Consider the following 26,417-nt stretch of genomic DNA (forward strand, 5'->3'; position numbering starts at 1 on the left):
TTAATTTGGGAGGTTCTCTATGTCCGGCAGCACACTGTTTTCCATTGGCGAAGCACTCATCGATATGATCCCGTCCAGGGTGGGCTGTTCTTTTGACGAGGTTTCCTCGTTCAGCCCGCGCACTGGCGGCGCACCGGCCAACGTGTGCGCGGCCTTTGCCCGGCTGGGCGGCAAAAGTGCTTTTCTGAGCCAGCTGGGCGACGACCCCTTCGGCCACAAGATCGCCCGGGAATTGGAAGCCTGCGGCATCGACCTCTCCCATCTGGCCTTTACCGATAAGGCCAGCACAGCCCTTGCCTTCGTCAGTCTGGAAGAGGACGGCAGCCGCACCTTCAGCTTCTACCGCAAACCCTCGGCGGACCTGCTTTATTCTCCGGAGCAGATCGACCCGGCATGGTTCGCCGATGCCTTTGCCCTGCACTACTGCAGCGTGTCACTGGTGGACAGCCCCATGCGCTACGCCCACCTTGCGGCCATTGCCGCCGCACGCGAAGCTGGTGCTATCGTCAGCTTTGACCCGAACCTGCGCTTCCCCCTCTGGCCGGACCGCGACATGCTGCGCGGGACCGTGCTGCAGTTCCTGCCGCTTTCCAACATCCTCAAAATTTCGGACGAAGAGCTGGAATTTCTCACCGGCACTGCGGACATTGAATCCGCCCTGCCGCAGCTGTTCGTGGGCGATGTGCAGCTGGTGCTGTACACCTGCGGCAGCAGCGGTGCCCACGCCTATACCCGCACCACCCACGGCTTTGCCCCCTGCCGGAAAGTCCGGGCTGTGGACACCACCGGCGCAGGCGACGGCTTCATCGGCTCGTTTTTGTGGCAGCTGGAACGTGACGGCGTGACACTGGAAAAACTGGCAAAGCTCAGCAAAACAAAGCTGAACGAATACCTTGCGTTTTCCAATCAGTTCTGCGGCATCAGCGTTCAGACGAATGGTGCCATCGACAGCTACCCCACCCTTGACCAGATGCAGTAAAGGATGCAAAAAGCCCTGCGTCCAGCACCGCAGGGCTTCTTTTCTATTTACAATTTGTAGTATTGTGTCGTTATATTCCAGTTTTGTCCTGTTTCCGACATCTTTTCTGCCGGTTTAAGATTTGTTTATCCTTTGTACAAGCCTTGTTCTTATTCTCTGCCCGGTTCCATGTTACCATAAGGGCAAGAACAACAAGCAGGGAGGCTTTATCCATGTCCTTTGAATTTACCCTTCTGAATGCCTTGCAGGCTCTGCGCTGTCCGGTGCTGGATGCACTGGCGATGTTTTTCGATCAGGCCGGTGCCCACGGCGAGATCTGGATCGCCTTCACGGCGGTACTGCTGGCGTTCCGGCGCACCCGCCGGGCCGGGCTGGCCATGGCGTTGGCGCTGGGCCTTTATATGCTGGCGGGCCACTGCGCCCTAAAGCCGCTGTTCGCACGCCCGCGCCCCTGCGACCTCCGGCCCGAGATGCTCACGCTGGTGGCCCGGCCCCATGGCTGGTCCTTCCCTTCCGGACACACATCCTCCGCCTTTGCCGCTGCCTTTGCGCTCTGGCTGCAGAACCGCCGGCTCGGCGTCCCGGCTCTTGTGCTGGCCGGGTTCATCGGCTTCACGCGGATGTACCTGTATGTGCATTTCCCCACCGACATTCTGGGCGGCGTGGCACTGGGCCTTGCATTGGGGGCCTGCGGCTCCCTGCTGGCAGATAAGATCAGCAACAAATGGGCGAAACGCAGTGAAGTAAAACAAACTGTATAAACCGATTCCGTCTCGCACTCGTTCTCGCTTTGCTTTTTACATTCAGATGAAGTATATCGCTTCGATCCTATTCGTGAAAAAGAGCCTCGGAAAAATCCTCAGATTTTTCCGAGGCTCAACGAATGATAATAGAATTTCCGCTAAAACAGCCAAAGCGCACGCGGCGGCTATTCCCAATCGTTCTCTTGCATTCAGGTAAAAACAAAAGCAGCCAGCACCGTGGAAAGGAGGATAAAGCGGTGCTGGCTGCGGTATGAGAACTCCCGAACTTTGCGGCGGATCAGGAGGGATTTGGTAGTCTGTCCGCCGTCGTTGGCGATTGCCTGGCATAGGCGGGGGACAGTGTTTTAATAAGTACCTGCTGGGTCGTGCCCAAAGCACCGGCCCCCGCAGATGAAAGCCCTTGTCGGCTTTGGGGAGATGTCTTTGCATCTCCCTGACTGCACCCTTATACTACCAGACAATCGTGGCATTTCTTTGTGGAGTTTTTGAACAATTTGCAAATAGATTTTCAGGTGTTTTCAAAGGAGGCCCCGCGCATAAGCGTTGGGGCGGGACTGGAGTCCCGGGCTGTTCGCTGAGAAAGCTTCCTGCTGGCCTGCATTCATGCTTTTACTGCGCCCCGAAAAATTCCTTGGCGATGTCCGCGCTGCGCTTGGCATCCTTGGCGTACCAGTCCGCGCCGATCTTCTCGGCATATTCCGGCGTGAGCACCGCACCGCCCACCATGATCTTGCAGTCCAAGCCCGCTTCGTGCAGGGCGGCAATGGTTTCCTCCATGCTCTTGAGGGTGGTGGTCATCAGAGCGGAAAGGCCCACCAGATGCACATTCTTTTCCCGCACAGTGTTCACCACCGTCTCCACCGGCACATCACGGCCCAGATCGATCACCTCAAAGCCGTAGTTCTCCAGAATCACCTTGACGATGTTCTTGCCGATGTCGTGCACGTCGCCCTTGACGGTGGCCAGCACGATGCGGCCCTTGCTGGCGCTGCCCTCGCCCTTCTGGGCAATGACGTTCTTGATCTCCTCAAAGGCGCTCTGGGCAGCACTTGCGGCCTGCAGCAGCTGCGGCAGGAACAGAGTGCCCTTCTCGTACTTGGCGCCCACGATGTCCAGCGCCGGGATCAGTGCTTCGTCCACCACTTCCAGCGGCTGCTTTTCGGCCAACAGTGCCTTGGTCTGGGCGGCGGCATCGCCCTTCAGGCCCTTTTCCACCGCCTTCATCAGCGGAGCGTAAGGGCCGGTAAGCTCTGCGCTCTCACCGGATGCGGATGCCGAAGCCGCAGGCACCGTCTGCGCGGCCTGCCTGAGGGCCACCGAGGCGGGCACGCGGTCGGCATAGCGCTCAATGTATTTGGTGCTCTGCGGGTCGCGGTTGGTCAGCACATTGTAAGCGTACACTGCCGCCATCATCTCCTCGCTGGAAGGGTTTATAATGGCGAGGTCAAGACCCGCATACATGGCCATGGTGAGGAAGGTGGTGTTCAGGTATGAGCGGCAGGGCAGGCCAAAGCTGATGTTGGACACGCCCAGAATGGTGCGCACGCCCAGCTCTTTTTTGCAGGCTTCCAGCGCCTGCACGGTGGCCAGAACGTCCTTCTGCTGGGCGCTGGCGGTCAGGGTCAGGCAGTCGATGTAGATGTCCTCCCGCGGGATGCCGACGGCAAGAGCCGCTTCGGTGATGCGGCGGGCAATGGCTGCGCGGTCCTCGGCGGCAGGCAGGATGCCCCGCTCATCGATGGCAAGGCCCACGATGGCCGCGCCGTACTTTTTGCACAGGGGCAGGATCGCGTCCAGCTTTTCCTGCTCGCCGTTGGTGGAGTTGACGATGGGCTTACCGTTATAAACGCGCAGGCCGTTTTCCAGCGCCTCCACATTGGAGGAATCCAGCTGCAGCGGCAGGCTGGTGACGCTCTGCAGGGCCTTGACCACCTTGGGCATCAGGGCAGGCTCGTCCACGCCGGGCGCACCCACGTTCACGTCCAGCACCTGAGCACCGGCTTCCACCTGACTGACCGCCTGCTCCAGAACATAGTTCATATCCTCTTCCCGCAGTGCCTGCTGGAAGCGCTTTTTGCCGGTGGGGTTGATGCGCTCACCCACCACCGTGATGCCGTCCACGTTGACGAAATCCACCGGCGTACACAGCACCGAGGGCATTTTGTGGGCCGAACGGCCGGGTACGCAGCCTGCAAAGGTGCTGTTGAGCAGCTTGATGAACTCCGGCGTGGTGCCGCAGCAGCCGCCCGCTGCGAACAGATGCAGTTCCCGGTAGGGCTTCATTTCCATGGCGAAGAGCTGCGGAGTGATATTGTAGCCGCTGCCGTCGGCCCGGGGCAGGCCCGCATTGGGCTTGACGAACACCGGAAAGTCGCCGGGCACAGCCTCTGCCAGACGCTTTGCCATGGGAAAGATTTCCTTGGGGCCCAGTGAGCAGTTGATGCCCACCGCGTTGGCACCCAGGCCACGGGCGGTCACGCCGAAGCTTTCCACCGTGCAGCCGGTAAAGGTGCGCCCGCCGGCTTCAAAGCTCATGCTGGCTAAGATAGGCAGGCCGCTGTTTTCCTTTGCTGCCAGCAGAGCGGCTTTCAGCTCGTACAGATCGGTAAAGGTCTCAAAGAAAATGAGGTCGGCCCCGGCGGCAGCGCCTGCCCGGACGATGCGCGCATACTCGCTCACCGCATCCTCAAAGGCCAGCGTTCCGCTGGGTTCCAGCAGTTCTCCCAGCGGGCCGACATCCAGCGCGGTCAGGGCACCGTAGGGCGCACAGGCGCGCTTGCAGTTGGCGATGCCCGCCGCAATGATCTCTTCCAGACTGTAGGCGCTGCCCGCCAGCTTGTGGGCCGATGCGCCAAAGGTATTGGCGTTGACGATGCGGCTGCCCGCAGCGGCATACTTGGCATGGATGCTCTCGATCAGCTCCGGGTTCGTGATGTTCAGCTCCTCCGGCTTTGCACCCAGCTTCAGGCCCGAAGCCTGCAGCATGGTGCCCATGCCGCCGTCCAGCAGGACGGTATTGCTCTGTTTGAAAAGTTCACTCGCTTGCACAGGTCTTTCCCCTCTTTCTATACTCACACCGGGTGCGCAGCACACAGTGGCCGCACCCGGCCAGCTTTCCCTTTACCGGGTGGCTGCTCAGACCCAGAACGGCCGTCACGCTCTTGCGCGGGGTCATCAGGTTGGTATCGGTCACACACAGGCCCGCCCGGCGCACCGTATCCAGCGCGTTTGCCACCAGCGGCTGCACCGCGATATCCCAGTCACCGTAGCCGGGCGAAAACCGCCCGGTCAAATACTTTCCCTCTTTTGCGGCCCACTGGCGCAGCTCTGCTTCGGCTGCGTCTGCGGCCTGCTCGGCCAGCGCGCTGCCCAGTGCGTCAGACGCAACGCCCGCCGCGATATCTCCCACACCGGCACGGCGGATCTGTGCATCCACGCCGGGGCCAAGGGTCACAGCCAGCAGCACCGCCTGCGGGCAATTTTCCAGATGCTTCATCACATCCCCACCCCGCAGGATGCCTGCTTCGGCAAGGGCAGCCGTGTCCGCTTCCAGCCAGACCGCCCGGGGCGTTGCCGCCGCCAGCAGCGGCATGGCGCATGTTTCCAACAGGGTCATGGTGCGGTCGTCCGGTTCCCCTCTGGCCCCGAAATACCGCGCTGCCTGTGCTGTATCGATCGCCGCCGGTTTTGCCAGCACCAGCGGCTGCGGTGCACCGATCATTCGCCGCACCTCCTTGCTTTTTTGAAATAAAGTGGTCTTAAGTATACCGCACCTGTTGGATTTTATCAATCCCGCAGGGCGGCGGATAAAAGAAAACTCCCTCAGTCACAGCTCACGCCGTGCCAGCTCCCTCAAGGAGGGAGCTGGCTGTGAAGCAGACTGGGGGAGTTCGTTCTTTATTTGATGCAGCTGGAGCAGGGCGTATAGCCTGCTTCCACGGCTTCCTGATAGCTGGAGAAGAGGATCTGATTCTTCTCTGCCGGCAGGTTCGGGCAGGTAGGCAGATGGAACTTTTTGCTGTTCACATTGCCGATGTACGCCTGCTGGGCTGTGCTGGATGCCGCCGGGTCGGTGGGGTTCAGCGCGGGATCTGCCGCAAAGTGCTCGGTGCCCACGGTGTAGTTCTGGCCGTCACTGCCAATGGTGATGGTGCCCTGCAGGTCGGTGCGGTACACATCCACCCCGGCATCCCGCAGGATGCTCAGCGTTTCCTCGTGCGGGTGGCCGTACTTGTTGTTCACGCCGCAGGAGATGATGCCCATTTTCGGCAGCACCGCATTCAGGAAGAGGTAGCTGGTGGAGGTGCTGGAACCGTGGTGGCCCACCTGAAGAACATCGGCCCTGAGGTTGGCACCGCTGTTCACAAGGTCGGTCTCCGCAGTCTTTTCCATGTCGCCGGTCAGCAGGAAGCTGGTGGAGCCGTAGTCGATGCGCAGCACGAGGGAGGTATCGTTGGTGTCGCTGTACTGTGCCACCGGGCCAAGCATGGTCACGGTAGCGCCGCCCAGCGGCCACATCGTGCCCACGGCGGGCACTTCCACCTGCAGACCCTGCTGCCGGGTGTACTTGACAAAATCCTGAAAGCACTTGGTGGAGGCATCGGCCACCGGGCTGTACACATGGTACGCCGGGAAGTAGGCCAGTGCGGCAGCCAAGCCGCCTACATGATCCTCATGCGCGTGGGAGCAGAACACATATTCCAGCTGTTCCACCCCCTGACTCTGCAGGTAAGAGACGATGAGACTGCCGTCGTCCACATTGCCGCCGTCGTAGAGCATGAACTGTCCGTCGCATTCCACCAGCACACTCAGCGCCTGACCGACGTCGATAAAATGCACCTCCAGCGGTGCGTCCACCGTATCCACCGCCGCAGCGGCGGAGGATGGGTTCGGCACCACGTCGGCACTTCCGCCCGGAACGGACGGCAGCCCGCTGCAGCCCGCAAGGCTCAGCACCAGTGCGGCGGCAGCGGCCAGCGCAGCAAGGCGCTGCCACAGGCCTTTCTTAGGCGCGTTTACTTTTTCTTCTTTCCAGTTTTCCACGTTGTGTTCTCTTTCTGTTGATCGTTTTTGGGCTTGCGCGCGGGTGCCGAATGGGGCGCAAAGCGTGCGCCGGGGCTGGGTGCACGGCCTGTCGGTGCAGCGGCACGGCTCTGGCCGTGGGCAGACTTGCCGTTATGGCCCTTCTGGTTCGGGCGCACCGTGTAGGTGCCATCGTTGTGGATAGTCACATCGGCGGCTTCGGCCCGGCGGGCAGAGCGCTGCACGGCGCGGCGGCCTGCGGCGGGCACCAGCAGGGGGATCAGGTCCTCCCGGTGGGTCATCTTCAGCGCCTTGACCACCTTTTCGGCGTTGCGAGGCTCGTAGTATTGCAGCAGCGCCCGCTGCAGTGCCTTGCCCTCGGGGGTCTTTTCCACAAACACCGGCTTCAGGGTGTAGGGGTCAAGGCCGGTGTAGAACATGCAGGTGCTCACAGTGCCGGGGGTGGGGTAAAAATCCTGCACCTGTTCCGGGCGCATGTGGTTTTTATAAAGATATTCTGCCAGATAGACCGCATCCTTGAGGGTGCTGCCCGGGTGACTGGACATCAGATAGGGCACCAGATACTGCTTTTTGCCGGCCTTTTTGCTCAGCTCATAGAATTTATCCTTGAACTTGTTGAAGGTCTCGATGGGCGGCTTGCCCATGTAGGCCAGCGTGTTGGGGGCACAGTGCTCCGGAGCCACCTTCAGCTGGCCGGACACATGATACTCCACCAGCTCCTTGAAGAAGGTGTCGTCCGGGTCGGCCATCAGGTAGTCGAACCGGATGCCGCTGCGGATGAACACCTTTTTTACGCCCGGCAGCTCCCGCACCCGGCGCAGGATCTTCAGGTAGTCGCTGTGGTCCACGATCATGTGGGAGCAGGTGGTGGGGGCAAGACAGTGCTTGCCGCCGGTGCACATGCCCCGCAGCATCTGCTCCCGGCAGGAGGGGAAGCGGAAGTTTGCGGTGGGGCCGCCCACATCGTGGATGTAGCCCTTGAAATCCGGCTCGTGGGTCATGCGCTCGGCTTCCGCCACGATGCTGTCTGCGCTGCGGCTGGTGACACGCCGCCCCTGATGCAGCTGGATGGCGCAGAAGTTGCAGCCGCCAAAGCAGCCGCGGTTCTGGATGATGGAGAACTGCACCTCACGGATGGCGGGCACGCCGCCCATGCTCTCGTAGATGGGGTGGTAACGGCGGGTGTAGGGCAGGGCGTAGACCTTATCCAGTTCGCCGCGCACCAGCGGCTTTGCGGGGATGTTCTGCACCAGATACTTTTCGCTCTGCTTCTGCACGATGATCTGGCCGCTGACCACATCCTGATTGTCCATCTGGATGCGGCAGGCCTTGGCATACGCCGTCTTATCCGATGCCACCTTTTTAAAGCCTGCGCACTCCACGTAGCGCTCGGGCAGATGGTCGAAGTCGGTCATGTAACAGGTGCCGTCCACGTCCGTGATGGTCTCCACCGGCTCCCCGGCGGCAAGGCGGCGGGCGATCTCCACGGTCTGGTGTTCGCCCATGCCAAAGCTGATGATGTCCGCGCCGGAATCCTCGGCGATGCTGGGCAGCACGGTGTCCAGCCAGTAGTCATAGTGGGCAAAGCGGCGCAGGGACGCTTCCAGACCACCTAAGATCACCGGCAGGTCGGGATAGGCCTGCTTGGCAAGGCGGGTGTACACGGTGGCGCTGCGGTCCGGGCGTGCGCCGCCCTTGCCGCCGGGGGAGTATTCGTCCTCGGCGCGGGGGATCTTTGCCACGGAATAGTGGCTGACCATGCTGTCCACGTTGCCGCCGCCGATGAAGAAGCCGTACTTCGGCTTGCCGAACCGCTTGAAGTCCTCGCAGTCCGTGTAGCGGGGCTGGGCCAGCACGCCGATCTTATAGCCCTCGGCTTCCAGCAGACGGCTGATGATGGCAGTGCCAAAGCTGGGGTGGTCCACATAGGCATCGCCGCCCACCACCACAAAGTCCAGCTGCTCCCACCCGCGGGCCTCCATATCGGCCCGGCTGATGGGAAGAAATTCGGTGTAGATCTTTGGGGAAGAGTTGTCCATAATGCTCCTTTTATTGTTAAACCCTCTCAGGCAACGCCTTGCGGCGTTGCCAGCTCCCCCCATCGGGGGAGCTTTTTGCATCTTTTCATCCAGTTTTTCTTTGAAGGCAGACGATATCTTACCCACTCATAAAGCTCGCCCTTCGGGAGAGCTGGCGCGTCAGCGCCTGAGAGGGTCATTCCTCCGGCTGGTTCATCTGCTGTTCGATCCACTGCTGGCGGCTGATAAGCACAGCGCGGGGCTTGGCACCCTCGTAGGGTCCGATGATGCCTTTTTGTTCCATCTCGTCCATGATACGGGCCGCGCGGGCGTAGCCCAGCTTGCAGCGGCGCTGCAGCAGGCTGGTGGAGGCCTGACCGGCATCGATGACCACCTCCACGGCCTGCTTGAACATCGGGTCGGTATCGGGATCCTCGTCGGAGTCCGCGCCGCCGCTGCCCTTCTTGCCGTCCTGAATGGCGTGCTTTTCCATGGCTTCGATCATGGCTTCGTCATACTGCACGGTGCCGCTCTGCTTGATGAAGTCCAGCACACGGCTGATCTCCTCATCCCGCACGAAAGTGCCCTGAATACGGGTAGGCTTGGGCGCACCCACGGGCATGAACAGCATATCACCCATGCCCAGCAGCTTTTCGGCACCGGAGCCGTCCAGAATAGTGCGGCTGTCCACCTGACTGGACACTGCAAATGCGATGCGGCTGGGGATGTTGGCCTTGATCAGGCCGGTGATCACGTCCACGCTGGGGCGCTGGGTGGCTACGATCAGGTGCATACCGGCGGCGCGGGCCTTCTGGGCGATGCGGCAGATAGAATCCTCCACATCCTTGCCCACCACCATCATCAGATCGGCCAGCTCGTCGATGATAATGGCGATGTAGGGCATTTTTTCCAACTCCGGCCGTTCTGCGGCCAGCTTGTTGAAGGACTTGATGTCGCGCACATTGTTCTCCGCAAACAGGCGGTAGCGGCGCTCCATCTCCTGCACGGCACTGCCAAGGGCACCTGCGGCCTTTTTCGGCTCGGTGACCACCGGCATCAGCAGGTGGGGAATGCCGTTGTACTCGGCCAGCTCCACCACCTTGGGGTCGATCAGCAGCAGTTTCACGTCCTCCGGGCTGGAGCGAAACAGCAGGCTCATGATGATGCTGTTCACGCACACGGATTTACCGCTGCCGGTGCTGCCTGCAATGAGCAGATGGGGCATCTTGCACAGGTCTGCCACCTGTGCCACACCGGCAATGTCCTTGCCAAGCGCAATGCCCAAGGGCGAAGTCATGCGCAAAAAGCTCTGGCTCTCGAACACGCTGCGGATATACACCGGGGTCTTTTTGTGGTTGGGCACCTCAATGCCCACGGCAGGCTTGCCGGGGATGGGCGCTTCCATACGCACGTCCGCCACCGCAAGGTTCAGAGCGATATCGTCTGCCAGCGAGGTGATGCGGCTGATCTTGACACCCGCCATGGGCTGCACCTCGTACCGGGTGACGGAGGGGCCCCGGGAGATATCCAGCACACGGGTGCGCACGCCAAAGCTTTCCAGCGTATCCACCAGCTTCTGGGCGTTGGCTTTCAGCTCTTCCTGCGCGCCGGGGTCGGTCTCGTCCTGCGATTTTTCAAACAGCTCAATGGGCGGATACTGGTACTGATAAGTATCCACCGGTTCGGTCTCGTCCACAGGGGCCGCTGCCGCGGCCTGCTCGGAAGCGGCAGGCTTTTCCATTGCCGCTGCCACCAGCGTGCTGATATCCTTTTCCTCCACCGGTTCGCTGGTAATGCTGATCCAGCCGTCCTCGTCGGGTGTGCCGCGCATGGCAACAGCGTTTTCGGCGCTCACCCGGGCGGGTGCCGCCAGGACTGCGGGCTGGATGGGCACGGCGGGCATCTCCGGCGTGACTGCCGCTGCCGGGCTTTCCGGCTGGGCCGTCGGCATTGCCGGGGTCATGACCGGAGTATCAAAGCTTTCCGCTGCCGCAGGCTGCACCGGCTGTGCAGCCTTTGCAAAGAAATCGGATGCATCGGTCTCCACTGCGTCCTGTACGATGGGCTGCGGGGCAGGTCTGGGGGCCGGGCGCAGCGGGTTCTGCCCAAAGGTGCCGCCCGGGCCCACGATGAGCGGCTCGATGGGTTCGCTGCCGCCCTCCTTCACCTCAGTGTGGTCGGGGCCAAGGTCTACGTCAAAGGAAGCCCGGGGCCGGGATACCCGTACCTGCACCGGCGTGATGGCCGGGGCGGCAGGCTCCGGCTGCGGGGCGGCCTCCGGCTCCTCCGCCTCCATCTCTTCGGTCACCTTGTGGCCCCAGTGGCGGATGCCGTTCAGCCAGTCCGGCACACCGATGCGGAAAGCCGGAGTTTCCATCTCCTCTTCGGCATCTTCCTCATCCCGGTATTCATCTTCTGCTTCGTCGTAGTCTTCCTCAGCCTCGGCTTCTGCCGCGCGGGCAGCGGCACGTTCAGCGCGGCGGGCTGCGCTCTGCTGCGCCATGGCCGCACCCTTTGCGTGCACGCCGCCAAACGCAGCGCACAGCCATTGCCACACCTCTGCCGGGGTCAGATCAAAAATGTACAGGCTGACACACAGTGCCAGCACGATCATGATCAGGGTTGCCGCGGGCCGTCCGCACAGCAGCAGCAGGCTGCCGCCCAGCAGTGCGCCCAACGCACCGCCGCCGATCCATGCATTCACGCCGTTTGCGTAGCAGGCAGCCGTCATCTGAAATGCCGACATGCCCTGCGGCTGGATATCGGAAAAAACGATCACCGTGCCGCAGGCAAACACCAGCCCAAGAACCAGCTTGAAGATCTTGGGCAGAAGGTCTTCGCCCCGGGTATACTGCACAGCAAGGCAGCACACTGCCGCGCCCAGCACAAAGCTGCCGCAGCCAAAAAGTCCGAACAGCACATCGTGCAGGGCCTTCCATGCCGAATCTCCCTCCACAAAGGCCAGCACCACCAGCAAAAGGCCTGCAAACAGGGTGCCAAGCCCCGCCGGAAGCCGCTGCTCGGCCCGCTTTTTGCGCGATGCTGCGCGCCGTGTTGTCGTTTTACGTTTTTTTGTTGCCATGTTTCTTTGTTCCCCGCGTTTGTAGTAGACACACTATTTGATTTTATTATTGTACCACGCAGGGAAGAAAATGGCAAACCTATTGTTGTACAAAATCGGCCTTCATTTGCGTTCGATCTCTTTATACAGCCACGCCAGCGCATCCGAAAGCCCGCCCAGCTCGTCGATGAGCTTTTCCTTCACGGCCCGGCGTCCATCCAGCACGGTGCCCATGTCCATCACCAGCTCGCCGGTGTGGAGCATCAGGTCGGTGTAGCGTTTTTCGGTCATGCCGCTGTGGGCCGCTACGAAGCCGGTGATGCGCTGCTGCATCTGCTCAAAGCTGCGCATGGTCTGCGGCACCCCCAGAATGACACCGGAATGCCGCACCGGGTGCACGGTCATGGTGGCTGTGGGCACGATGAAGCTGCGCCGGGCGCTGACGGCAAGCGGGATGCCGATGGAGTGCCCACCGCCCAGCACAAGCGTTGCACTGGGTTTGGACACGCTGGCGATCAGCTCCGCCAGCGCAAGGCCTGCTTCCACATCACCACCTACCGTGTTCAGCAGCACCAACAGGCCCTCGATGCGAGGGTTCTCCTGCGCGGCCACCAGTTGTGGGATCACATGCTCATACTTCGTGGTCTTCTGGCCCTGCGGCGCTTCCGAATGGCCTTCGATCTGGCCGATGACGGTCAGGCAGTGGATCACATGCTCCCCGCGGGCCAGCGTGACCGTGCCCAGATCTTCGATCTCTTCCTTTTCCAGCCGACGCTCGTCGGTCAGCTGCGTTTCATCGTTCATATGCTTTCCTCCTGCGTTTTCTGTCAGCATTCCCCAGCCTGTGCCGGGCTATGCAGACCCGCTGCAGCAAAAAAGCGGTAACATTTCATAAAATTTTTTTGAGAATGATTTGACATTCTCCATCGGTGCAGTATACTTTAAATAATTGATTGTAATATCTGCAATATGGACCCGTAAACGGATCGGGGTTTCTCTGCGCCGCATCTGTAAAGCAGGCAGCTGCGGCAAGTACTGCGATAGAGCGAAAGGAGAAAGTATTCTATGAACACCCCTGCAAAGGCTTCACTTCCCGTTATCAAGCGTCTTCCCAAATATTACCGCTATCTGCGCTCTCTGCAGGTGGACGGCATCAACAGCATTTCTTCCCGCGAGCTGGCTGCTCAGATGGGCACCACCGCTTCGCAGGTACGGCAGGACTTCAACTGCATCGGCGATGTGAATGGCCGGCAGGGCATCGGCTACTCGGTGGAAAACCTGCTCTCCATTCTGGAAGGCCTGCTGTTCGGCAACGGTGACCGCCTGCCCACCATCCTGATCGGCTGCGGCCGTCTGGGCAAGGCAGTGAGCCGCTTTATCACCACCGATACCAACGGCTACCGCCTGATCGCCGCCTTTGATGTGGCACAGAGCGAGGTAGGCAAGGAGATCAGCGGCATCCAGATCCGCCATATCGACGAGCTGGAGTCTTTCTGTGCCGAGCATCACCCCAAGGTCGCAGTGCTCTGTGTGCCCCGCGATGGTGCGGAACAGGTCAGCGGCCGTCTGGTAGATCTGGGCATCGAGGGCTTCTGGAACTTCTCCCACTATGACCTCTCTGTGCCGTATCCCGATGTGGTGGTGGAGAATGTCCATCTGGGCGACAGCCTGATGAGCCTTGGCTACCGCCTGCGCAATCAGGACTGAAGATACCTGTTATAAGGAACAAGAGTAATAAAAGGACCCTCTCAGGCTTTGACTGAGAGGGTTCTTCTGCAAGGAGAGTTTTTCAAATGGCAAAACTGTATTTCCGCTACGGCGCAATGAACAGCGGCAAAAGCACCGCCCTGATGCAGGTAGCCCACAACTACGAAGAACAGGGGATGCGGGTGCTGATTCTCAAGCCACAGGTGGACACCAAGGGCGGCGGTGAGCTGGTGAGCCGTCTGGGCGTGCGCCGCAAGGCTGATCTGCTGATCCCGCCGGAGACGGATGTGTTCGAGGCCGTGCGCACGGCCAACGCTGACGGTGCGCCGCTGGCCTGCGTGCTGTGCGACGAGAGCCAGTTTTTCACTGCGCAGCAGGCAGAACAGCTGTTCATGGTAACTGTGGACCTGAACATTCCGGTGATCTGCTACGGCCTGCGGGCAGATTTTTCACTCAAAGGCTTTCCCGGCTCCACCCGCCTGCTGGAGCTGGCCCACACCATCGAGGAGATGAAGACTATCTGCACCTGCGGCCGCAAGGCCATCTGCAACTGCCGCAGGGTGAACGGCAGATTCGTCTTTGAGGGCGAGCAGGTGGCCATCGATTTGGAAAACGATGTGCAGTACGTGAGCATGTGCCCCCAGTGCTACTTCAAGGCAAAACGCGCGTTCTACGCCGAAAAAGCTGCTTCGCAGGTCAAATAAGCTTGTATATAAGACTGTTGTGTTCAACGACACGGCAGCCTTTCTTTTTTATCCCCGGCCCACAGGCGCTGTCCACGCAGCAGCGCAAAATATGTCGCTGTCGATGCTTCTTCCCCCCCCCCCCAAAAAAAAAAGGGCGAAGAAGCACCGATTTCCACGCCTGCAGACCGGTGCCGGATGCCTGCTTCACGCGATTGATATATCAGAGTGCACATTTTTTGCACTATTGATATATCAGTTTGCAAGCCCGCATCCGGGCCATTTTAATGTGTTGCTCTGCCACAATGTATGCAACAGTTCCATATTCCAAAACCGAATGTTTACAAAATTATTGCAAAATTCGACGTTCCCCCTATGATACATCCCAGTTTTCTATGCAAAATGGCGAAATATACATGTTGCACAGTTTTTCGAGCCAAGTTTATTCATTTCAGCAAAGGCATCAATTCTCGCGTGAAAACAAGAGCAATATTTGTACGTTTTTTGTTTAGATATCTGCAATTTGCGTCTTTCTTTTTGGTTGTTGTTTTGTTATCATAATTGTATACAACGGGGTATGTGCAGAACCCCCGTTCGAGATGATGTTTTCTGTATTTAGGAGGAGAACAAAAATGAGCATGGCAATTTCTCGTCGTGATTTTATGAAGGTCACCGGCGCTGTGGGCGCTGCCGGCCTTCTGGCTGCCTGCGGCGGCAACTCTGCTGCATCCAGCTCTGCTGCTTCCACCGCTTCTTCCGCTCCCGCTGCTTCTGCAGACGAGAGCCTGGCACTGTCTGACGGCCCTGTTTCCATGACCATCAGCTGGTGGGGCGGCGACAGCCGTCACGAGGCTTACCAGAACGCCATCAAGGAGTTCCAGGCTGAGCACACCAACATCACCATCGAGCCCACCTTCGCCGCATGGTCCGGCTGGGAAGAGAAGATGGCAGCTGCCTTCATCGCTGGCAACGCACAGGATGTGTGCCAGGTGAACTGGAACTGGCTGTACAACTACTCTGCTGATGGCAGCAAGTTCGTGGATCTGAACACCGTTTCCAAGTTTCTGGATCTGACCCAGTGGGATGACGCTGCTCTGGATGCCTGCTACGTTGCAAACGCTCAGCAGTGCGTGCCTGTCTCCATGACCGGCCGTATCTTCTTCTGGAACATGACCACCTTCAACAAGGCTGGCATCACCGAAGTTCCCAAGTCTCTGGATGATCTGATGGCTGCCGGCAAGGCATTCAAGGAGAAGCTGGGCGACGATTACTACCCCATGCATCTGGGCGCATACGACCGTATGATCCTGATGGTGTTCTACCTCGAGTCCAAGTACGGCAAGGACTGGGCTGATCCCGTCACCTCTACCCTGAACTACACCGAGGACGAGATCGCTGAGGGCATCGACTTCATCAAGAGCCTGGTGGATGGCCACGTCATGATGAACCTGAAGACCTACTACTCCGCTAACTCCGATACCGCTACCCACCAGTCCAACGAGTGGATCACCGGTAAGATCGCAGGTATCTTCGAGTGGGATTCCGCTGCTTCCAAGTACTCCTCCGCTCTGGATGATGCCAACAAGGACGGCTTCACCGTTGGCGAAGAGATCAAGTTCGGCGACAACAACGGCGGCTTCTCCAAGGTCTCCATGGGTCTGGCTATCACCAAGACCAGCCAGTGCGTTGCTGAGGCTGCTACCCTGATCGACTTCCTGCTGAACAACGGCAAGGGCGCTGCCATCATGGGTTCCGAGTGCGGTATCCCCGCTTCCAAGGCTGGTCTGGCTGCTGCTCAGGAAGCCGGCGCTGTCAAGGATCTGGTTGCTGAGGCAAATGCAAAGGTCATGGCCTTCACCACCAACAAGCTGGATCCCCTGTTCGAGAACAACGACCTGAAGGCTTCCGGCACCGGCATCTATCAGGAAGTGTTCGACACCGTTGACTACGACGGCGTTTCCGGTGCAGACGTTGTTGACACCCTGCTGGACGGCATGGAGTCTGTTGGTTACACCATCGGCTAAGTTTTTCTTCAGAGTGCCGCTGTGTGCGGTGACGTACATATCATAAAAGGCACCCTTTGACCAAAACGGAGGGGCACCTGCCGCCCATACGGCAGATGCCCCTTTTTTGTCAGGAATATGTTACAAATTCTTGACAAAGCTGTATCCGGTCTGTTACCCCCTTCGTCCGTCTCATGCTCCGAAATTCCTTAAAAAGGAGGATTTCCCAGATGAAAGAAAGCAATGCTCCCGCCGTCGGGCGCACCCCGTTCCAGAAGTGGCTGGACAAATATCAGGGTCTGTTTTATCTGATTCCCTGGATCATCGGCTTCGTCGTCTTTAAGGCAGTTCCCTTTGGTCAGTCGCTGTACTACAGCTTCACCGATATGAACTTCTTCAAGAGCGGCACCCAGTTCGTTGGTCTGGCCAACTACATCACGGCCTTTACCACCACCAAGATCACCAAGGCGCTGCTCATCACCTTCAAGTACGCTTTCATTACCGTGCCTCTGAAGCTGGTCTTTGCGCTGTTCATCGCATACATCCTGAACTTCAAGATCGCATGCGTCAACCTGTTCCGCACGGTGTACTACATTCCCTCCATTCTGGGCGGCTCTGTTGCAATCGCCGTTCTGTGGAAGGCTGTGTTCAGCGTGGACGGCCTGCTCAACACCGTGCTGCGCGCTGTCACCTTTGGTCTGGTGCAGGGTCCCGAGTGGTTGTCTGACCCCAGCTACGCGCTGTGGATCATCTGCTTCCTGCGCATCTGGCAGTTTGGTTCCGCCATGGTGCTGTTCCTGGCCGCTCTGAAGGGTGTGCCTGCAGACCTGTACGAAGCCGCTACCATTGATGGTGCCGGCAAGTGGCGTCAGTTCTTCTCCATCACCGTTCCGATGATCACCCCCATCATCTTCTACAACCTGGTCACTCAGATCTGCCAGGCTTTCCAGGAGTTCAATGGCCCCTACATCATCACCAACGGCGGCCCCCGTGGTTCCACCACGCTGATCTCTCTGCTGGTCTACAACTACGCATTCAAGTCCTATGACATGGGTATGGCATCCGCTCTGGCATGGATCATGTTCATCATCGTCTGCATCCTGACGATCATTGCATTCACCAGCCAGAAGAAGTGGGTCTACTACTCTGACGAAAGGTAAGGTGACCAGTATGGGAATGAAAACATCGAACAAAATTGCAACCTTCTTCAAGTATTTCGTCCTGATCCTGGTCGGCGTTATCATGATCTATCCCCTGCTGTGGATGATCAGCGCTACCTTTAAGGACAACAGCGAGATCTTTGCAGGCATCAGCCTGTGGATCAAGCACCCCACTCTGGATGGCTACCGCGGCGCACTGAACAACTTCGGCGGTTCCATCAACATCCTGCAGGCCATGCTGAACACCTACAGCTACGTCATCCCCAAGGTGATCTGCACGGTGGTCTCCGCCTGTGTGGCTGCCTACGGCTTTGGCCGCTTCGATTTCCCCGGCCGTAAGTTGATGTTCAACATCATGCTGGCCACCCTGTTCCTGCCGCAGGTCGTTCTGAACGTGCCGCAGTACCTGCTGTACAACAAGTTCGGCTGGCTGGACAGCCCCTTCTATCTGGCTATCTGGGTGCACTGCGCATTTGCGACCGAGACCTACTTCGTCTACCAGCTGGTGCAGTTCATGCGCAATGTCCCCCGTGATCTGGACGAAGCCGCTGCCATCGACGGCTGCTCCTCCTTCCAGACCCTGTACAAGGTCATCGTGCCCATGCTTGGCCCCGCTCTGGTGTCCTGCGCACTGTTCCAGTTCATGTGGAGCTGCAACGACTTCATGGGTCCGCTGCTTTACGTCAGCACTCCCGGTAAGTACCCGATGTCCCTGTTCGTCAAGCTGTCCATGGACGGTGATACCGGTTTCGCATGGAACAAGATTCTTGCTCTGTCCCTCATCTCCATCCTGCCGCAGCTGATCGTCTTCTTCTGTGCACAGGACCAGTTCGTTGAAGGTATCTCTGCCGGTGCCGTCAAGGGCTAAGCCCTTTCCCCGCACAGCGTAAGATCATCTGATACAAACAAACACCCCCTGTGCCGTTCCCGTAGATGGTGCAGGGGGTGTTTCTTATTTCTTATGTCCTTTGCGGTACTGCAGTGGGCCGGTACCCATCACATCGCGGAACACCCGGCGGAAATGGGCGGCGCTGGCAAAGCCGGTCTGTTCGGCCACCGCACTGATGGAAAGCTCAGTCGTTTCCAGCAGCTTCTGGGCCGCTTCGATGCGGCGGTTGTTGATATAATCCACGATGGACTGGCCCGTTACCCGCCGGAACAAACGGCTCAGGTAGTAGGGCGAAAGATAAAACTGCGCCGCTACCTCGGTGAGGGAAAACTTCTGCCGGTAATTGGCCGCAAGGTAGGCGCAGATCCGCTCCACCGTTTCGTTGTGGGGACGCGCCACGGCGCTGCTCTCGGCAATGCACTCCTGCTCCACATAGTGCAGAATCAGCAGCAGGTACAGCGGGCCGGGGTAATCCTGCTCGGTGCTGGCGCTGGCCATCATTTCCAGCAGGGTACGGATGCGGCTCTGCCACTGCACCGGTGCATACAGCACTGTGCGCTCCCCGGGCGCAAACAGGCGGCCGAAATCCCGCCCGGCTGTGTTTTTCAAATCATGCAGCATCCCCAGCGGAAAGTGGCACCCCACGATCTGCGGCACGGCGCTGCCGGTCTGTGCAAAGCTGCAGCCGCCGGGGCCAAGCAGCACGGCGCTGCCGGGGTTTACCAGCACATTCCCGCTCTCGTATTCCAGCGTGACGCTGCCCTCCGACACCAGCAGCAGATAGCAGGTGTCCTCATCCGACGGCAGCTCGTAGCGGCCAATATTCAGGCGCAGGGTGGCTGCGGCCACTTTGCCGGTGATTTTTTCCCGTTCCGGTTTCATAAAAAATTCCTCATTTTTGTATTTTCCCCATCATACCACGCCTGCACCCTGCGGGCAAGACAAAACCATCAGGAGGTTCTCTCATGAATCTGTCGCTTATCCGTTCCATGACGCGCAGCGCTGTTTTCGAGCTGGAAAACGGCCTGTGCTATCGTCCGGCCCACCCGTTCACCGTTACCCTGAACGGAAAGACCATCTACGAAGCCTGCCAGACCAACGTGTTCTCCCTGTTCTCCCTGCTGCCCGGTACGGAGTACACGGTGGGTGTGCAGGCCGAGGGCGAAAGCCTGACCTGCACCTTTACCACCGAGGCCGAGACCTTCTTTGTGGATGCTTCCCGCTACGGTCTGGTGGCCGACGGCACCACGGACAACACCCTCAAGCTGCAGGCGGCTCTTTCCACCTGCCCCAAGGGCGGCACAGTGTACGTGCCCGCAGGCCGCTACCGCACCTGCAGCCTGTTCCTGAAAAGCAACACCACCCTCTATCTTGAAAAGGGCGCTGTGCTGCTGGGCGACAACGACCGCACCCACTACCCCATCCTGCCCGGTGTGATCCCCAGCGAGAACGAGGTGGATGAATACTACCTGACCGGCTGGGAGGGCAACCCGCTGGACAGCTTTGCGGGTCTGTTGAACATCACGCAGGTGCACGATGTCGTTGTGACCGGCGAGGGCACGCTGGACTGCGATGCCGAGAACGGCGACTGGTGGGTAACGCCCAAGATCAAGCGCATCGCATGGCGGCCCCGCGCTGTGGCTGCTGTGGACAGCGAGAACATCTGCCTGCACGGCATCACGGTGCAGAACAGCTATTCGTGGACGATCCACCCCATCTTTGTCAAGCACCTTGACCTGCTGAACTTCAACATCAACAATCCTTACAATGCCCCCAACACCGACGGCATCGACCCCGAAAGCTGCGAGTATATCCGCATCATCGGCGTGAACATCCATGTGGGCGACGACTGCATTGCCATGAAGGCCAGCAAGGTATTCCTTGGCATGAAGCTGAAAAAGAGCTGTGAGCACACCGTTATCCGCAACTGCCTGCTGGACAAAGGCCACGGCGGCATCGTCATTGGCAGCGAGATGAGCGGCGGCGTGAAGGATATGGTGGTCACCCAGTGCCTGATGGACCACACCGACCGCGGCCTACGCGTCAAGACCCGCCGCGGCCGCGGCAACACCGCCGTCATCGACGGGCTGGTGTTCCGCAACGTGGAGATGCGCGGTGTCAAGGCACCCTTCGTCATCAACATGTTCTACTTCTGCGACCCGGACGGCCACGGCCCCTATGTGCAGTGCCGCGATGCCATGCCCGTGGACGAGTACACCCCGAAGCTGGGCAGCCTGACCATGGAGGACATCGTCGCCACCGACGCTCAGTTCGCGGGATGCTACTTCGACGGCCTGCCGGAGCAGCCCATTGAGCGCGTTTCCATGAAGAACGTCACTATCACCTTTGACCCCAATGCCGAGGCCGGTCAGGCCGCTATGGCGGATAACCGCCCTCTGGTGAAGAAGCTGGCCATCTACGCCGAGAATGTCAAGGAGATCGACCTGCACAATGTGAAGATCGAAGGCTACGAGGGCGAACGCCTGCACTTTGCAAATGTCGGCCATTTTGAGGAGGACTAAACCCATGACCCATGAAGAAATTCTTACCATGCTGGGCGATTACGTGGACTACCTGATCGCCAATTCCAGCGCCGAAGCACCCATGTGGAACATCGAGAAGGTGCGCAGCGGCAAGCCCAACAAGTGGAACTACATCGACGGCTGCATGATCACGGCCTGCCTGAGCCTGTACAAGACCACCGGCGACGAGAAGTATCTGAACTTCTCCAAGAGCTTCATTGATTCCTTTGTTCAGGAGGATGGCTCCATCAAGACCTACGACCCCAAGGAGTACAATCTGGATAACGTGAATCAGGGCAAGAACCTGTTTACCCTGTACGATATCTTTGGGGATGAAAAGTACCGCAAGGCCATCGAGACCATCCGCAGCCAGCTGGCCACCCAGCCCCGCACCAAAGAGGGGAATTTCTGGCACAAGGACATCTACCCGTGGCAGGTGTGGCTGGACGGCACCTACATGGCCCAGCCCTTCTACATGGAGTACGAGACCCGCTTTAACAAGATGCAGGGCTGCATCGACAGCTACAAACAGTTCATGAATATCAAAAAGCACATGCGGGACGAAAAGACCGGCCTGTACTACCACGGCTACGATGAGAGCCGCCAGATGTACTGGGCTGACCCCGTCACCGGCTGCAGCCCCAACTTCTGGCTGCGTGCCATGGGCTGGTTCATGGTAGCCATGGTGGACGTACTGGAGCGGATGGACGAGCAGCTGTACAACGAGTACCGCGGCATCATGGCAATGCTCAAGCAGACCATTGAGGATGTGCACAAATTCCAGGACGAGGAGACCGGCATGTTCTGGCAGGTGATGGATCACCCCGGCGTGGAGGGCAACTACCTCGAGACCAGCGGCACCGCTCTGTTTGCCTACGCGGTGCTCAAAGGCGTGCGTCTGGGCTACCTGCCCAAACGCATGGCCGCATGGGCCGAAAAGGCCTTCTACGGCACCTGCGACAAGTACCTCTCCAAGAACCCGGATGGCAGTCTGCAGCTGGACGGCATCTGCCTGGTGGCGGGTCTTGGCGGCAAGGATCACCGCGACGGCTCTCTGGCCTATTACTTCAGCGAGCCGGTGGTCTGCAACGATGCCAAGGGTGTCGGCCCGCTGGTGCTGGCTTACACCGAAATGATCGCACGCAAGTAAACTGCATATCGTGGGCGGGCATCTTTCTTGCCGGACACGAGTCGGGCCATTCCATTGCCCGCAGGGCTGTTGCAAAACAGCGTCCCTTTAAAATGTTGAAAACAGCCGCATTCACCGTACAAAACGGGCAGAATGCTGAAAACTCAAAGGCAGATCTCAAAAAAAATGAGATAGGCAGCCCCTTTCGGGGAAGTCTATCTCATTTTTTCGTTGGGGCTGTTTTGCAACAGCCCCTTCTCTATGGAAAGAGGTTCAACATGAATTCTCGAAGATGTCTTATCAGAACTTGAACAGGTTCACGATGCGCTGCCACAGACGGGTAAAGATATTGCCTTCCTTCACCGTCTCAGTCTCGGCTGCAGTGGTGTCGGCAGCAGCCACGGTTTCAGCGGTCTTGTAGACGAACTTCACGCTGCTCTCGGCATCGTCCGGTGCACCGGCAAAGCTGGTGTAGTCGTTCAGGCGGTCGGTCATCTCGTCCAGCACGGTTTTCAGGCCATGGAGCTGATCCTGATCCAGCGCGCCGGTCAGCTTGGAGATGCCTTCCTCGTTGAACTGGTTCAGACCGTCGTTCAGTCGGCCTGCGCCGTCATTCAACTGACCTGCACCGGTGTTCAGGGTGTTCACGCCGTCATACAGGGTCTTGGTGCCTGCAGCCAGCTGTGCGCTGCCATCCTTTGCGGAGTGGGCACCGTCCGCAGCGGTCTGCACGCCTGCGGTGTACTGGTTCACGCTGGAAACAAAGAACTGGATCTGAGAAAGGCTGGTCTTCAGGGCGCGGACATCGGCCATATCCTGACTGTTCTCCACCTGATACTTCAGCTCGGCCTTGGCAGTGTTTTTGGCATCCTCGCTGGTCAGCAGCTGTACCAGACCGCACAGCATGGAGGGGTCGTAGTTCTGCATCAGCTTGAGGGCTGCTTCCAGATCGTGGTTCGTCTTGGTCGCAGACAGATACAGGGCCAGATCCAGCTGGCTGTCCTTGAAGCTGGGAGCCTGTTCCCACACGGTGCGCACGATCTTGCGGCGTCCGGCAGCGAGGGTCTTCTCGTTCATGGTGAGGATGTTGTCGATCACAGCCTCGTAGTTCGACCATGTCATGTCCTCGTCGATCAGGCCGCCTTCCTTCAGGGTCTTGTTGGCAGAAGCCAGCACACCGTCAGCCACCTGCTGCGCACCGGCGTTCAGTGCTGCATTGTTGGCGCTCAGAGTGTCCAGACCGTTGGTCAGCTGGCCAAGGCCGTCGTCCAGAGCTGCAGCGCCGTTGTTCAGGGTGTTGGCACCATCCAGCAGGGCCAGAACACCGCCTGCCAGCTGAGAGGTGCCGTCCACCAGCTGGGAAGCGCCGTCCATGAGCTGGCTCATGGCATCGTTCAGCTGGTTGATGCCGTCGGTCAGGTCGTTGATGCTGCTCAGGTCGAACACGTTGCTCGTGCCCAGAGCGGCCGTGCTGGTAGCGCAGGCCACCATGACCTGCGGGCAGGTAAAGTCTTCCACATCGGCTTCCACAGTCACGGTGTCCTGCAGATAGTCTTCGATGCTGTCCACCTCATCGGGCAGCAGGCCGGACAGGGAATCCTTCACGCCCGGCAGGGTGACAAAGGCGGCAACGCTGCTTTTGGCGGCGCTTTCGATCATACCGTGTTCTGCGGTCACGTTGGAAGCATCCCCGCCCAGAATGACGCCCACAGCGGTGATCAGCGGAGTGACGATGGTGCGGTCCTTGCCGTTCACGTTCACGGTGCCGGTCTCGTTGTTCTTCAGGTTTACGGTCACAGTCAGGTGGCCGCTCTTGCCAATGATGTCCTCAAGGGCGGCTTCCTGACCGTCCAGAGCGTAGGTCACCTTCACATCGATGGGCAGGGCCTTGTCGGTATTGCCCTTGTAGTAAACATCGGTGTCGTTGGTGTTCCACACCAGCTCTTCCCCGTTCTGGGTGAACTCGGCATCGCTCTCAGTGTTCTGGATGTCGGTCAGGGTGGTCTTGTCGGTGACGTTTGCAAGGCCGGAGGCGCTGTACAGGTGCTCGCTGACGGTGGTGCTCTTGATGGAGCCGTCGCCGTTCATCACAGCATAGACGGTCTCGGATTTGGAAAAGCTGCTCTTACCAGCTGCAAATGCGGGCATTGCACAGCCTGCGGCGAGGGTGAGAGCCAGCGCCGCACTGGCGAAACGAAGCGATTTTTTCATAACGTAATTACTCCTTTTCAGACTTCTTGGCGTTGGCGGATTCGGGTACCATCCACTTGAGGGTGGTGTGGCGGATGATCCAGTCGCACAGCATCAGGGCTGCGGGCAGCACCACCAGAATGACCACCATGCTGATCAGTGCGCCGCGGGAGATCAGCAGGCAGATGCTCTTCAGCAGCTCCATCTTACTGATGGCAGCCACACCGACGGTGGCGGCAAAGAAGGTCAGGCCGCTGGTCAGGATGGACTGACTGCAGTGCTCCAGCGACTGCTGGGCGGCTTCCTTCGGGGTGCGGCCAAAGGCGCGCTCCTCGTGGTAACGGGTGGTCATCAGGATGGAGTAGTCCACGGTAGCACCCAGCTGGATGGTGCCAATGACGATGCTTGCAATGAAGGGCAGCTGCGTACCGGTGAAGTACGGGATGCCCATGTTGATGGCGATGGCGGCTTCAATGCTGGCCACCAGCAGCGCCGGGATGGAAATGCTCTTGAAGGAAACGGCGATGATGACCAGAACGGCCATGATGGACCAGACGTTGACGTTCTTGAAGTCCACATCTGCCACTTCGATCAGGTCCTTGGTCATGGCACCCTCGCCGGTGATGACGCCCTCGGGGTCAACGGTCTTGATGAGGGAAATCATCTCGTCCAGCTGGTTGTTGATGGCGTCCGTGCCTGTCTTATAGGAGCTGTTGGCCAAAATCAGCTTGTAGCCGCCGGACTGCAGGATCTCCATGATGCTGTCGGGAAGCAGCTCGGTCTGGAAGCCCGGGCCGGTGATGGAATCCAGACTCACCACCTGCGTAATGCCGTCCACGTCCTTGAGTTCATCACACAGGTCGCTCACCTCGGTGGCAGTCAGGTCGTCATGCACCAGAATGAAGTGGCTGGTGGTCATGCCGAAGTCCTCGCCCAGCTTGTTGGTGCCCACGATGCCGGTCAGGTCCTGCGGCAGGGAGTCGAACAGAGTGTAGTAGACCTCGGTCTTGTTCTGCGCGATGGCAAAGGGGATGAGGATGAGGATAAAGATAACCACGATGGGCACCGAGTGATTGGAAACAAAATAGCTGAGCTTTTTCAGCTTGGGGATCACGGTGCGGTGCTTGTACTTTTCCACCCATTTATCAAAGGTAAGGATCAGGGAGGGCAGGATGACCACGGTGCAGATGACACCGAGGGCAACGCCCTTTGCCATGACAAGGCCGATATCGCGGCCCAGCGTCAGGCGCATGGCACACAGTGCAAGGAAGCCCGCGATTGTGGTCAGGCTGGAAGCGGAGATGGAGGTCATGGTCTTGCAGATGGCGCTGGTCATGGCCTCCTCGTTGGAAGAGCGCAGCTCCTTCTCTTCCTGATAGCGGTGCAGCAGGAAGATGGAGAAGTCCATCGTGACACCCAGCTGCAGCACGGTGGCCAGTGCTTCGGTGATGTAGCTGATCTGGCCCAGAAAGATGTTGGTGCCGAAGTTGTACGCAATGGGGAACAAAAGACCCAGCATGAACAGCAGCGGGGTGATGGTGCTTTCCAGCGAAAGGAACAGCACCAAAAGGCTGGCACCCACGGCGATCAGGATGTACATGGGCATTTCCTGATTGACCAGTGCCTTGGTGTCCTGCAGGATAACGCTCATACCGCCGAAGAAGCAGTCCTTGCGCAGCAGCTTTTCGATCTGAGCGACGGCTTCCATGGTCTCGTCGCTGGCGCTGGGGGCGTCAAAGCGGACGATCAGCATGGTGGAATCGTTTTTGCCGAACATGAACTGCTGTACATCGGCGGGCAGCATCTCGGTGGGGATGCTGGGGTCGATCACATCGCTGAGCCAGAAGGTCTGGGTGACGCCGGGAACAGCCTCGATGTCCTTCTTCATGGCGATCAGTTCGTTTGTGGGTAAGCCTTCTACCGTGATCATACCGGTGGAGGCCAAATGGAAATCGTCCTCAAGGGCTACCTCGCCGATCATGGAGTCCAGATCCTGCGGCAGGTAGGTGAGGATGTCATAGTTGATGCGGGTAGCAATTGCGCCGATTGCGGAAGGGATCAACAGCAGGAATGCTACTGTCAGGATCAGCTTGCGCAGCCGCACAATGCCCTGTGCGATCTTTTTCATGAGAACCCTCCATAGAAAATGGTTAAAAATCTTAGTAAAATGACTGGTGGTCATTTCCAAGCAAACACTATTATAACCATGACAAACCGGGTGTCAAGTACAAAAATGACCAGAAGTCAGTTTTCTTATCAACTGCCTGAA

General features: G+C 58.9%; 18 protein-coding genes. 9 read left to right on the top strand and 9 right to left on the bottom strand.

What is annotated here, in order from left to right:
- The first annotated feature begins 19 nt into the window (after positions 1-19).
- Together MTP41_RS05890 and MTP41_RS05895 are read left to right on the top strand one after the other, a co-directional pair.
- Positions 20-979 (top strand): carbohydrate kinase family protein, encoded by a 960-nt coding sequence (locus tag MTP41_RS05890; protein ID WP_249236415.1) that lies wholly within the window; start codon positions 20-22, stop codon positions 977-979.
- A gap of 212 nt (positions 980-1,191) precedes the next feature.
- Complete coding sequence (locus MTP41_RS05895; protein ID WP_249236416.1) at positions 1,192-1,740, top strand: phosphatase PAP2 family protein; 549 nt, start codon at positions 1,192-1,194, stop codon at positions 1,738-1,740.
- 612 nt (positions 1,741-2,352) lie between these two features.
- Here the strand turns inward: MTP41_RS05895 and MTP41_RS05900 are convergent.
- From MTP41_RS05900 to MTP41_RS05925, 6 genes are all read right to left on the bottom strand, one after another.
- Positions 2,353-4,791 carry a homocysteine S-methyltransferase family protein gene (locus tag MTP41_RS05900; protein WP_249236417.1) on the bottom strand — a complete coding sequence of 813 codons (2,439 nt, stop codon included), beginning with the start codon at positions 4,789-4,791 and terminating at the stop codon, positions 2,353-2,355.
- Positions 4,778-5,464, bottom strand: coding sequence for a methionine synthase (locus tag MTP41_RS05905; RefSeq protein ID WP_097777242.1), 687 nt, complete (start codon positions 5,462-5,464; stop codon positions 4,778-4,780). The genes MTP41_RS05900 and MTP41_RS05905 overlap by 14 nt, the downstream gene beginning before the upstream one ends.
- Before the next feature lie 176 nt (positions 5,465-5,640).
- Entirely contained in the window at positions 5,641-6,786 is a 1,146-nt protein-coding gene (locus MTP41_RS05910) for a ComEC/Rec2 family competence protein (RefSeq protein WP_249236418.1), read from the bottom strand.
- A complete protein-coding gene (locus tag MTP41_RS05915; protein ID WP_249236419.1) occupies positions 6,759-8,825 on the bottom strand; it encodes a YgiQ family radical SAM protein in 2,067 nt (688 codons plus the stop codon). Before MTP41_RS05915 ends, MTP41_RS05910 begins: the two co-directional genes overlap by 28 nt.
- 175 nt (positions 8,826-9,000) lie before the next feature.
- Complete coding sequence (locus MTP41_RS05920; RefSeq protein ID WP_249236420.1) at positions 9,001-11,886, bottom strand: DNA translocase FtsK; 2,886 nt, start codon at positions 11,884-11,886, stop codon at positions 9,001-9,003.
- A gap of 102 nt (positions 11,887-11,988) precedes the next feature.
- Complete coding sequence (locus tag MTP41_RS05925) at positions 11,989-12,699, bottom strand: ClpP family protease (RefSeq protein ID WP_371288708.1); 711 nt, start codon at positions 12,697-12,699, stop codon at positions 11,989-11,991.
- A gap of 231 nt (positions 12,700-12,930) precedes the next feature.
- Here MTP41_RS05925 and MTP41_RS05930 point away from each other — a divergent pair, with 231 nt between their 5' ends.
- The 5 genes from MTP41_RS05930 (at position 12,931) to MTP41_RS05950 (ending at position 18,286) form a co-directional block, all read left to right on the top strand.
- A complete protein-coding gene (locus MTP41_RS05930) occupies positions 12,931-13,572 on the top strand; it encodes a redox-sensing transcriptional repressor Rex (RefSeq protein WP_097777237.1) in 642 nt (213 codons plus the stop codon).
- Positions 13,573-13,658: 86 nt separating this feature from the next.
- On the top strand, positions 13,659-14,276 hold the full coding sequence (locus MTP41_RS05935; protein WP_097777236.1) for a thymidine kinase: 618 nt from the start codon (positions 13,659-13,661) through the stop codon (positions 14,274-14,276).
- A gap of 611 nt (positions 14,277-14,887) precedes the next feature.
- Positions 14,888-16,279 carry an ABC transporter substrate-binding protein gene (locus tag MTP41_RS05940; RefSeq protein WP_097777235.1) on the top strand — a complete coding sequence of 464 codons (1,392 nt, stop codon included), beginning with the start codon at positions 14,888-14,890 and terminating at the stop codon, positions 16,277-16,279.
- 209 nt (positions 16,280-16,488) lie between these two features.
- Complete coding sequence (locus MTP41_RS05945) at positions 16,489-17,418, top strand: carbohydrate ABC transporter permease (protein ID WP_097777234.1); 930 nt, start codon at positions 16,489-16,491, stop codon at positions 17,416-17,418.
- 16 nt (positions 17,419-17,434) lie between these two features.
- Positions 17,435-18,286, top strand: coding sequence for a carbohydrate ABC transporter permease (locus MTP41_RS05950; RefSeq protein WP_429887414.1), 852 nt, complete (start codon positions 17,435-17,437; stop codon positions 18,284-18,286).
- 84 nt (positions 18,287-18,370) lie between these two features.
- Here MTP41_RS05950 and MTP41_RS05955 read toward each other — a convergent pair whose 3' ends face one another.
- Positions 18,371-19,189, bottom strand: a complete 819-nt coding sequence (locus MTP41_RS05955) for a helix-turn-helix domain-containing protein (RefSeq protein WP_120120493.1) — start codon at positions 19,187-19,189, stop codon at positions 18,371-18,373.
- An 83-nt stretch (positions 19,190-19,272) separates the two neighbouring features.
- On the opposite strand from MTP41_RS05955, the gene MTP41_RS05960 reads away from it, so the two are divergent.
- Together MTP41_RS05960 and MTP41_RS05965 are read left to right on the top strand one after the other, a co-directional pair.
- Positions 19,273-20,829 (top strand): glycoside hydrolase family 28 protein, encoded by a 1,557-nt coding sequence (locus tag MTP41_RS05960; protein ID WP_249236421.1) that lies wholly within the window; start codon positions 19,273-19,275, stop codon positions 20,827-20,829.
- A gap of 4 nt (positions 20,830-20,833) precedes the next feature.
- The gene (locus tag MTP41_RS05965; protein WP_120020398.1) at positions 20,834-21,979 is read left to right on the top strand and encodes a glycoside hydrolase family 88/105 protein; all 1,146 of its coding nucleotides are present in this window, start codon (positions 20,834-20,836) and stop codon (positions 21,977-21,979) included.
- Positions 21,980-22,258: 279 nt separating this feature from the next.
- Here MTP41_RS05965 and MTP41_RS05970 read toward each other — a convergent pair whose 3' ends face one another.
- Both MTP41_RS05970 and MTP41_RS05975 read right to left on the bottom strand, forming a co-directional pair.
- Positions 22,259-24,169 (bottom strand): hypothetical protein, encoded by a 1,911-nt coding sequence (locus MTP41_RS05970; protein ID WP_249236422.1) that lies wholly within the window; start codon positions 24,167-24,169, stop codon positions 22,259-22,261.
- A 7-nt stretch (positions 24,170-24,176) separates the two neighbouring features.
- The gene (locus tag MTP41_RS05975) at positions 24,177-26,276 is read right to left on the bottom strand and encodes an efflux RND transporter permease subunit (protein WP_249236423.1); all 2,100 of its coding nucleotides are present in this window, start codon (positions 26,274-26,276) and stop codon (positions 24,177-24,179) included.
- Positions 26,277-26,417: the final 141 nt, after the last annotated feature.

This window comes from Faecalibacterium sp. I4-3-84, assembly GCF_023347255.1.
Classification (GTDB): domain Bacteria; phylum Bacillota; class Clostridia; order Oscillospirales; family Ruminococcaceae; genus Faecalibacterium; species Faecalibacterium taiwanense.

Bases quoted from the DNA above. Each gene is read 5' to 3' on its own strand.
- MTP41_RS05890 (WP_249236415.1), top strand. From the start codon at position 20: ATGTCCGGCAGCACACTGTTTTCCATTGGCGAAGCACTCATCGATATG.
- MTP41_RS05895 (WP_249236416.1), top strand. From the start codon at position 1,192: ATGTCCTTTGAATTTACCCTTCTGAATGCCTTGCAGGCTCTGCGCTGT.
- MTP41_RS05905 (WP_097777242.1), bottom strand. From the start codon at position 5,464: ATGATCGGTGCACCGCAGCCGCTGGTGCTGGCAAAACCGGCGGCGATC.
- MTP41_RS05915 (WP_249236419.1), bottom strand. From the start codon at position 8,825: ATGGACAACTCTTCCCCAAAGATCTACACCGAATTTCTTCCCATCAGC.
- MTP41_RS05920 (WP_249236420.1), bottom strand. From the start codon at position 11,886: ATGGCAACAAAAAAACGTAAAACGACAACACGGCGCGCAGCATCGCGC.
- MTP41_RS05925 (WP_371288708.1), bottom strand. From the start codon at position 12,699: ATGCTGACAGAAAACGCAGGAGGAAAGCATATGAACGATGAAACGCAG.
- MTP41_RS05930 (WP_097777237.1), top strand. From the start codon at position 12,931: ATGAACACCCCTGCAAAGGCTTCACTTCCCGTTATCAAGCGTCTTCCC.
- MTP41_RS05935 (WP_097777236.1), top strand. From the start codon at position 13,659: ATGGCAAAACTGTATTTCCGCTACGGCGCAATGAACAGCGGCAAAAGC.
- MTP41_RS05940 (WP_097777235.1), top strand. From the start codon at position 14,888: ATGAGCATGGCAATTTCTCGTCGTGATTTTATGAAGGTCACCGGCGCT.
- MTP41_RS05945 (WP_097777234.1), top strand. From the start codon at position 16,489: ATGAAAGAAAGCAATGCTCCCGCCGTCGGGCGCACCCCGTTCCAGAAG.
- MTP41_RS05950 (WP_429887414.1), top strand. From the start codon at position 17,435: ATGAAAACATCGAACAAAATTGCAACCTTCTTCAAGTATTTCGTCCTG.
- MTP41_RS05955 (WP_120120493.1), bottom strand. From the start codon at position 19,189: ATGAAACCGGAACGGGAAAAAATCACCGGCAAAGTGGCCGCAGCCACC.
- MTP41_RS05960 (WP_249236421.1), top strand. From the start codon at position 19,273: ATGAATCTGTCGCTTATCCGTTCCATGACGCGCAGCGCTGTTTTCGAG.
- MTP41_RS05965 (WP_120020398.1), top strand. From the start codon at position 20,834: ATGACCCATGAAGAAATTCTTACCATGCTGGGCGATTACGTGGACTAC.
- MTP41_RS05970 (WP_249236422.1), bottom strand. From the start codon at position 24,169: ATGAAAAAATCGCTTCGTTTCGCCAGTGCGGCGCTGGCTCTCACCCTC.
- MTP41_RS05975 (WP_249236423.1), bottom strand. From the start codon at position 26,276: ATGAAAAAGATCGCACAGGGCATTGTGCGGCTGCGCAAGCTGATCCTG.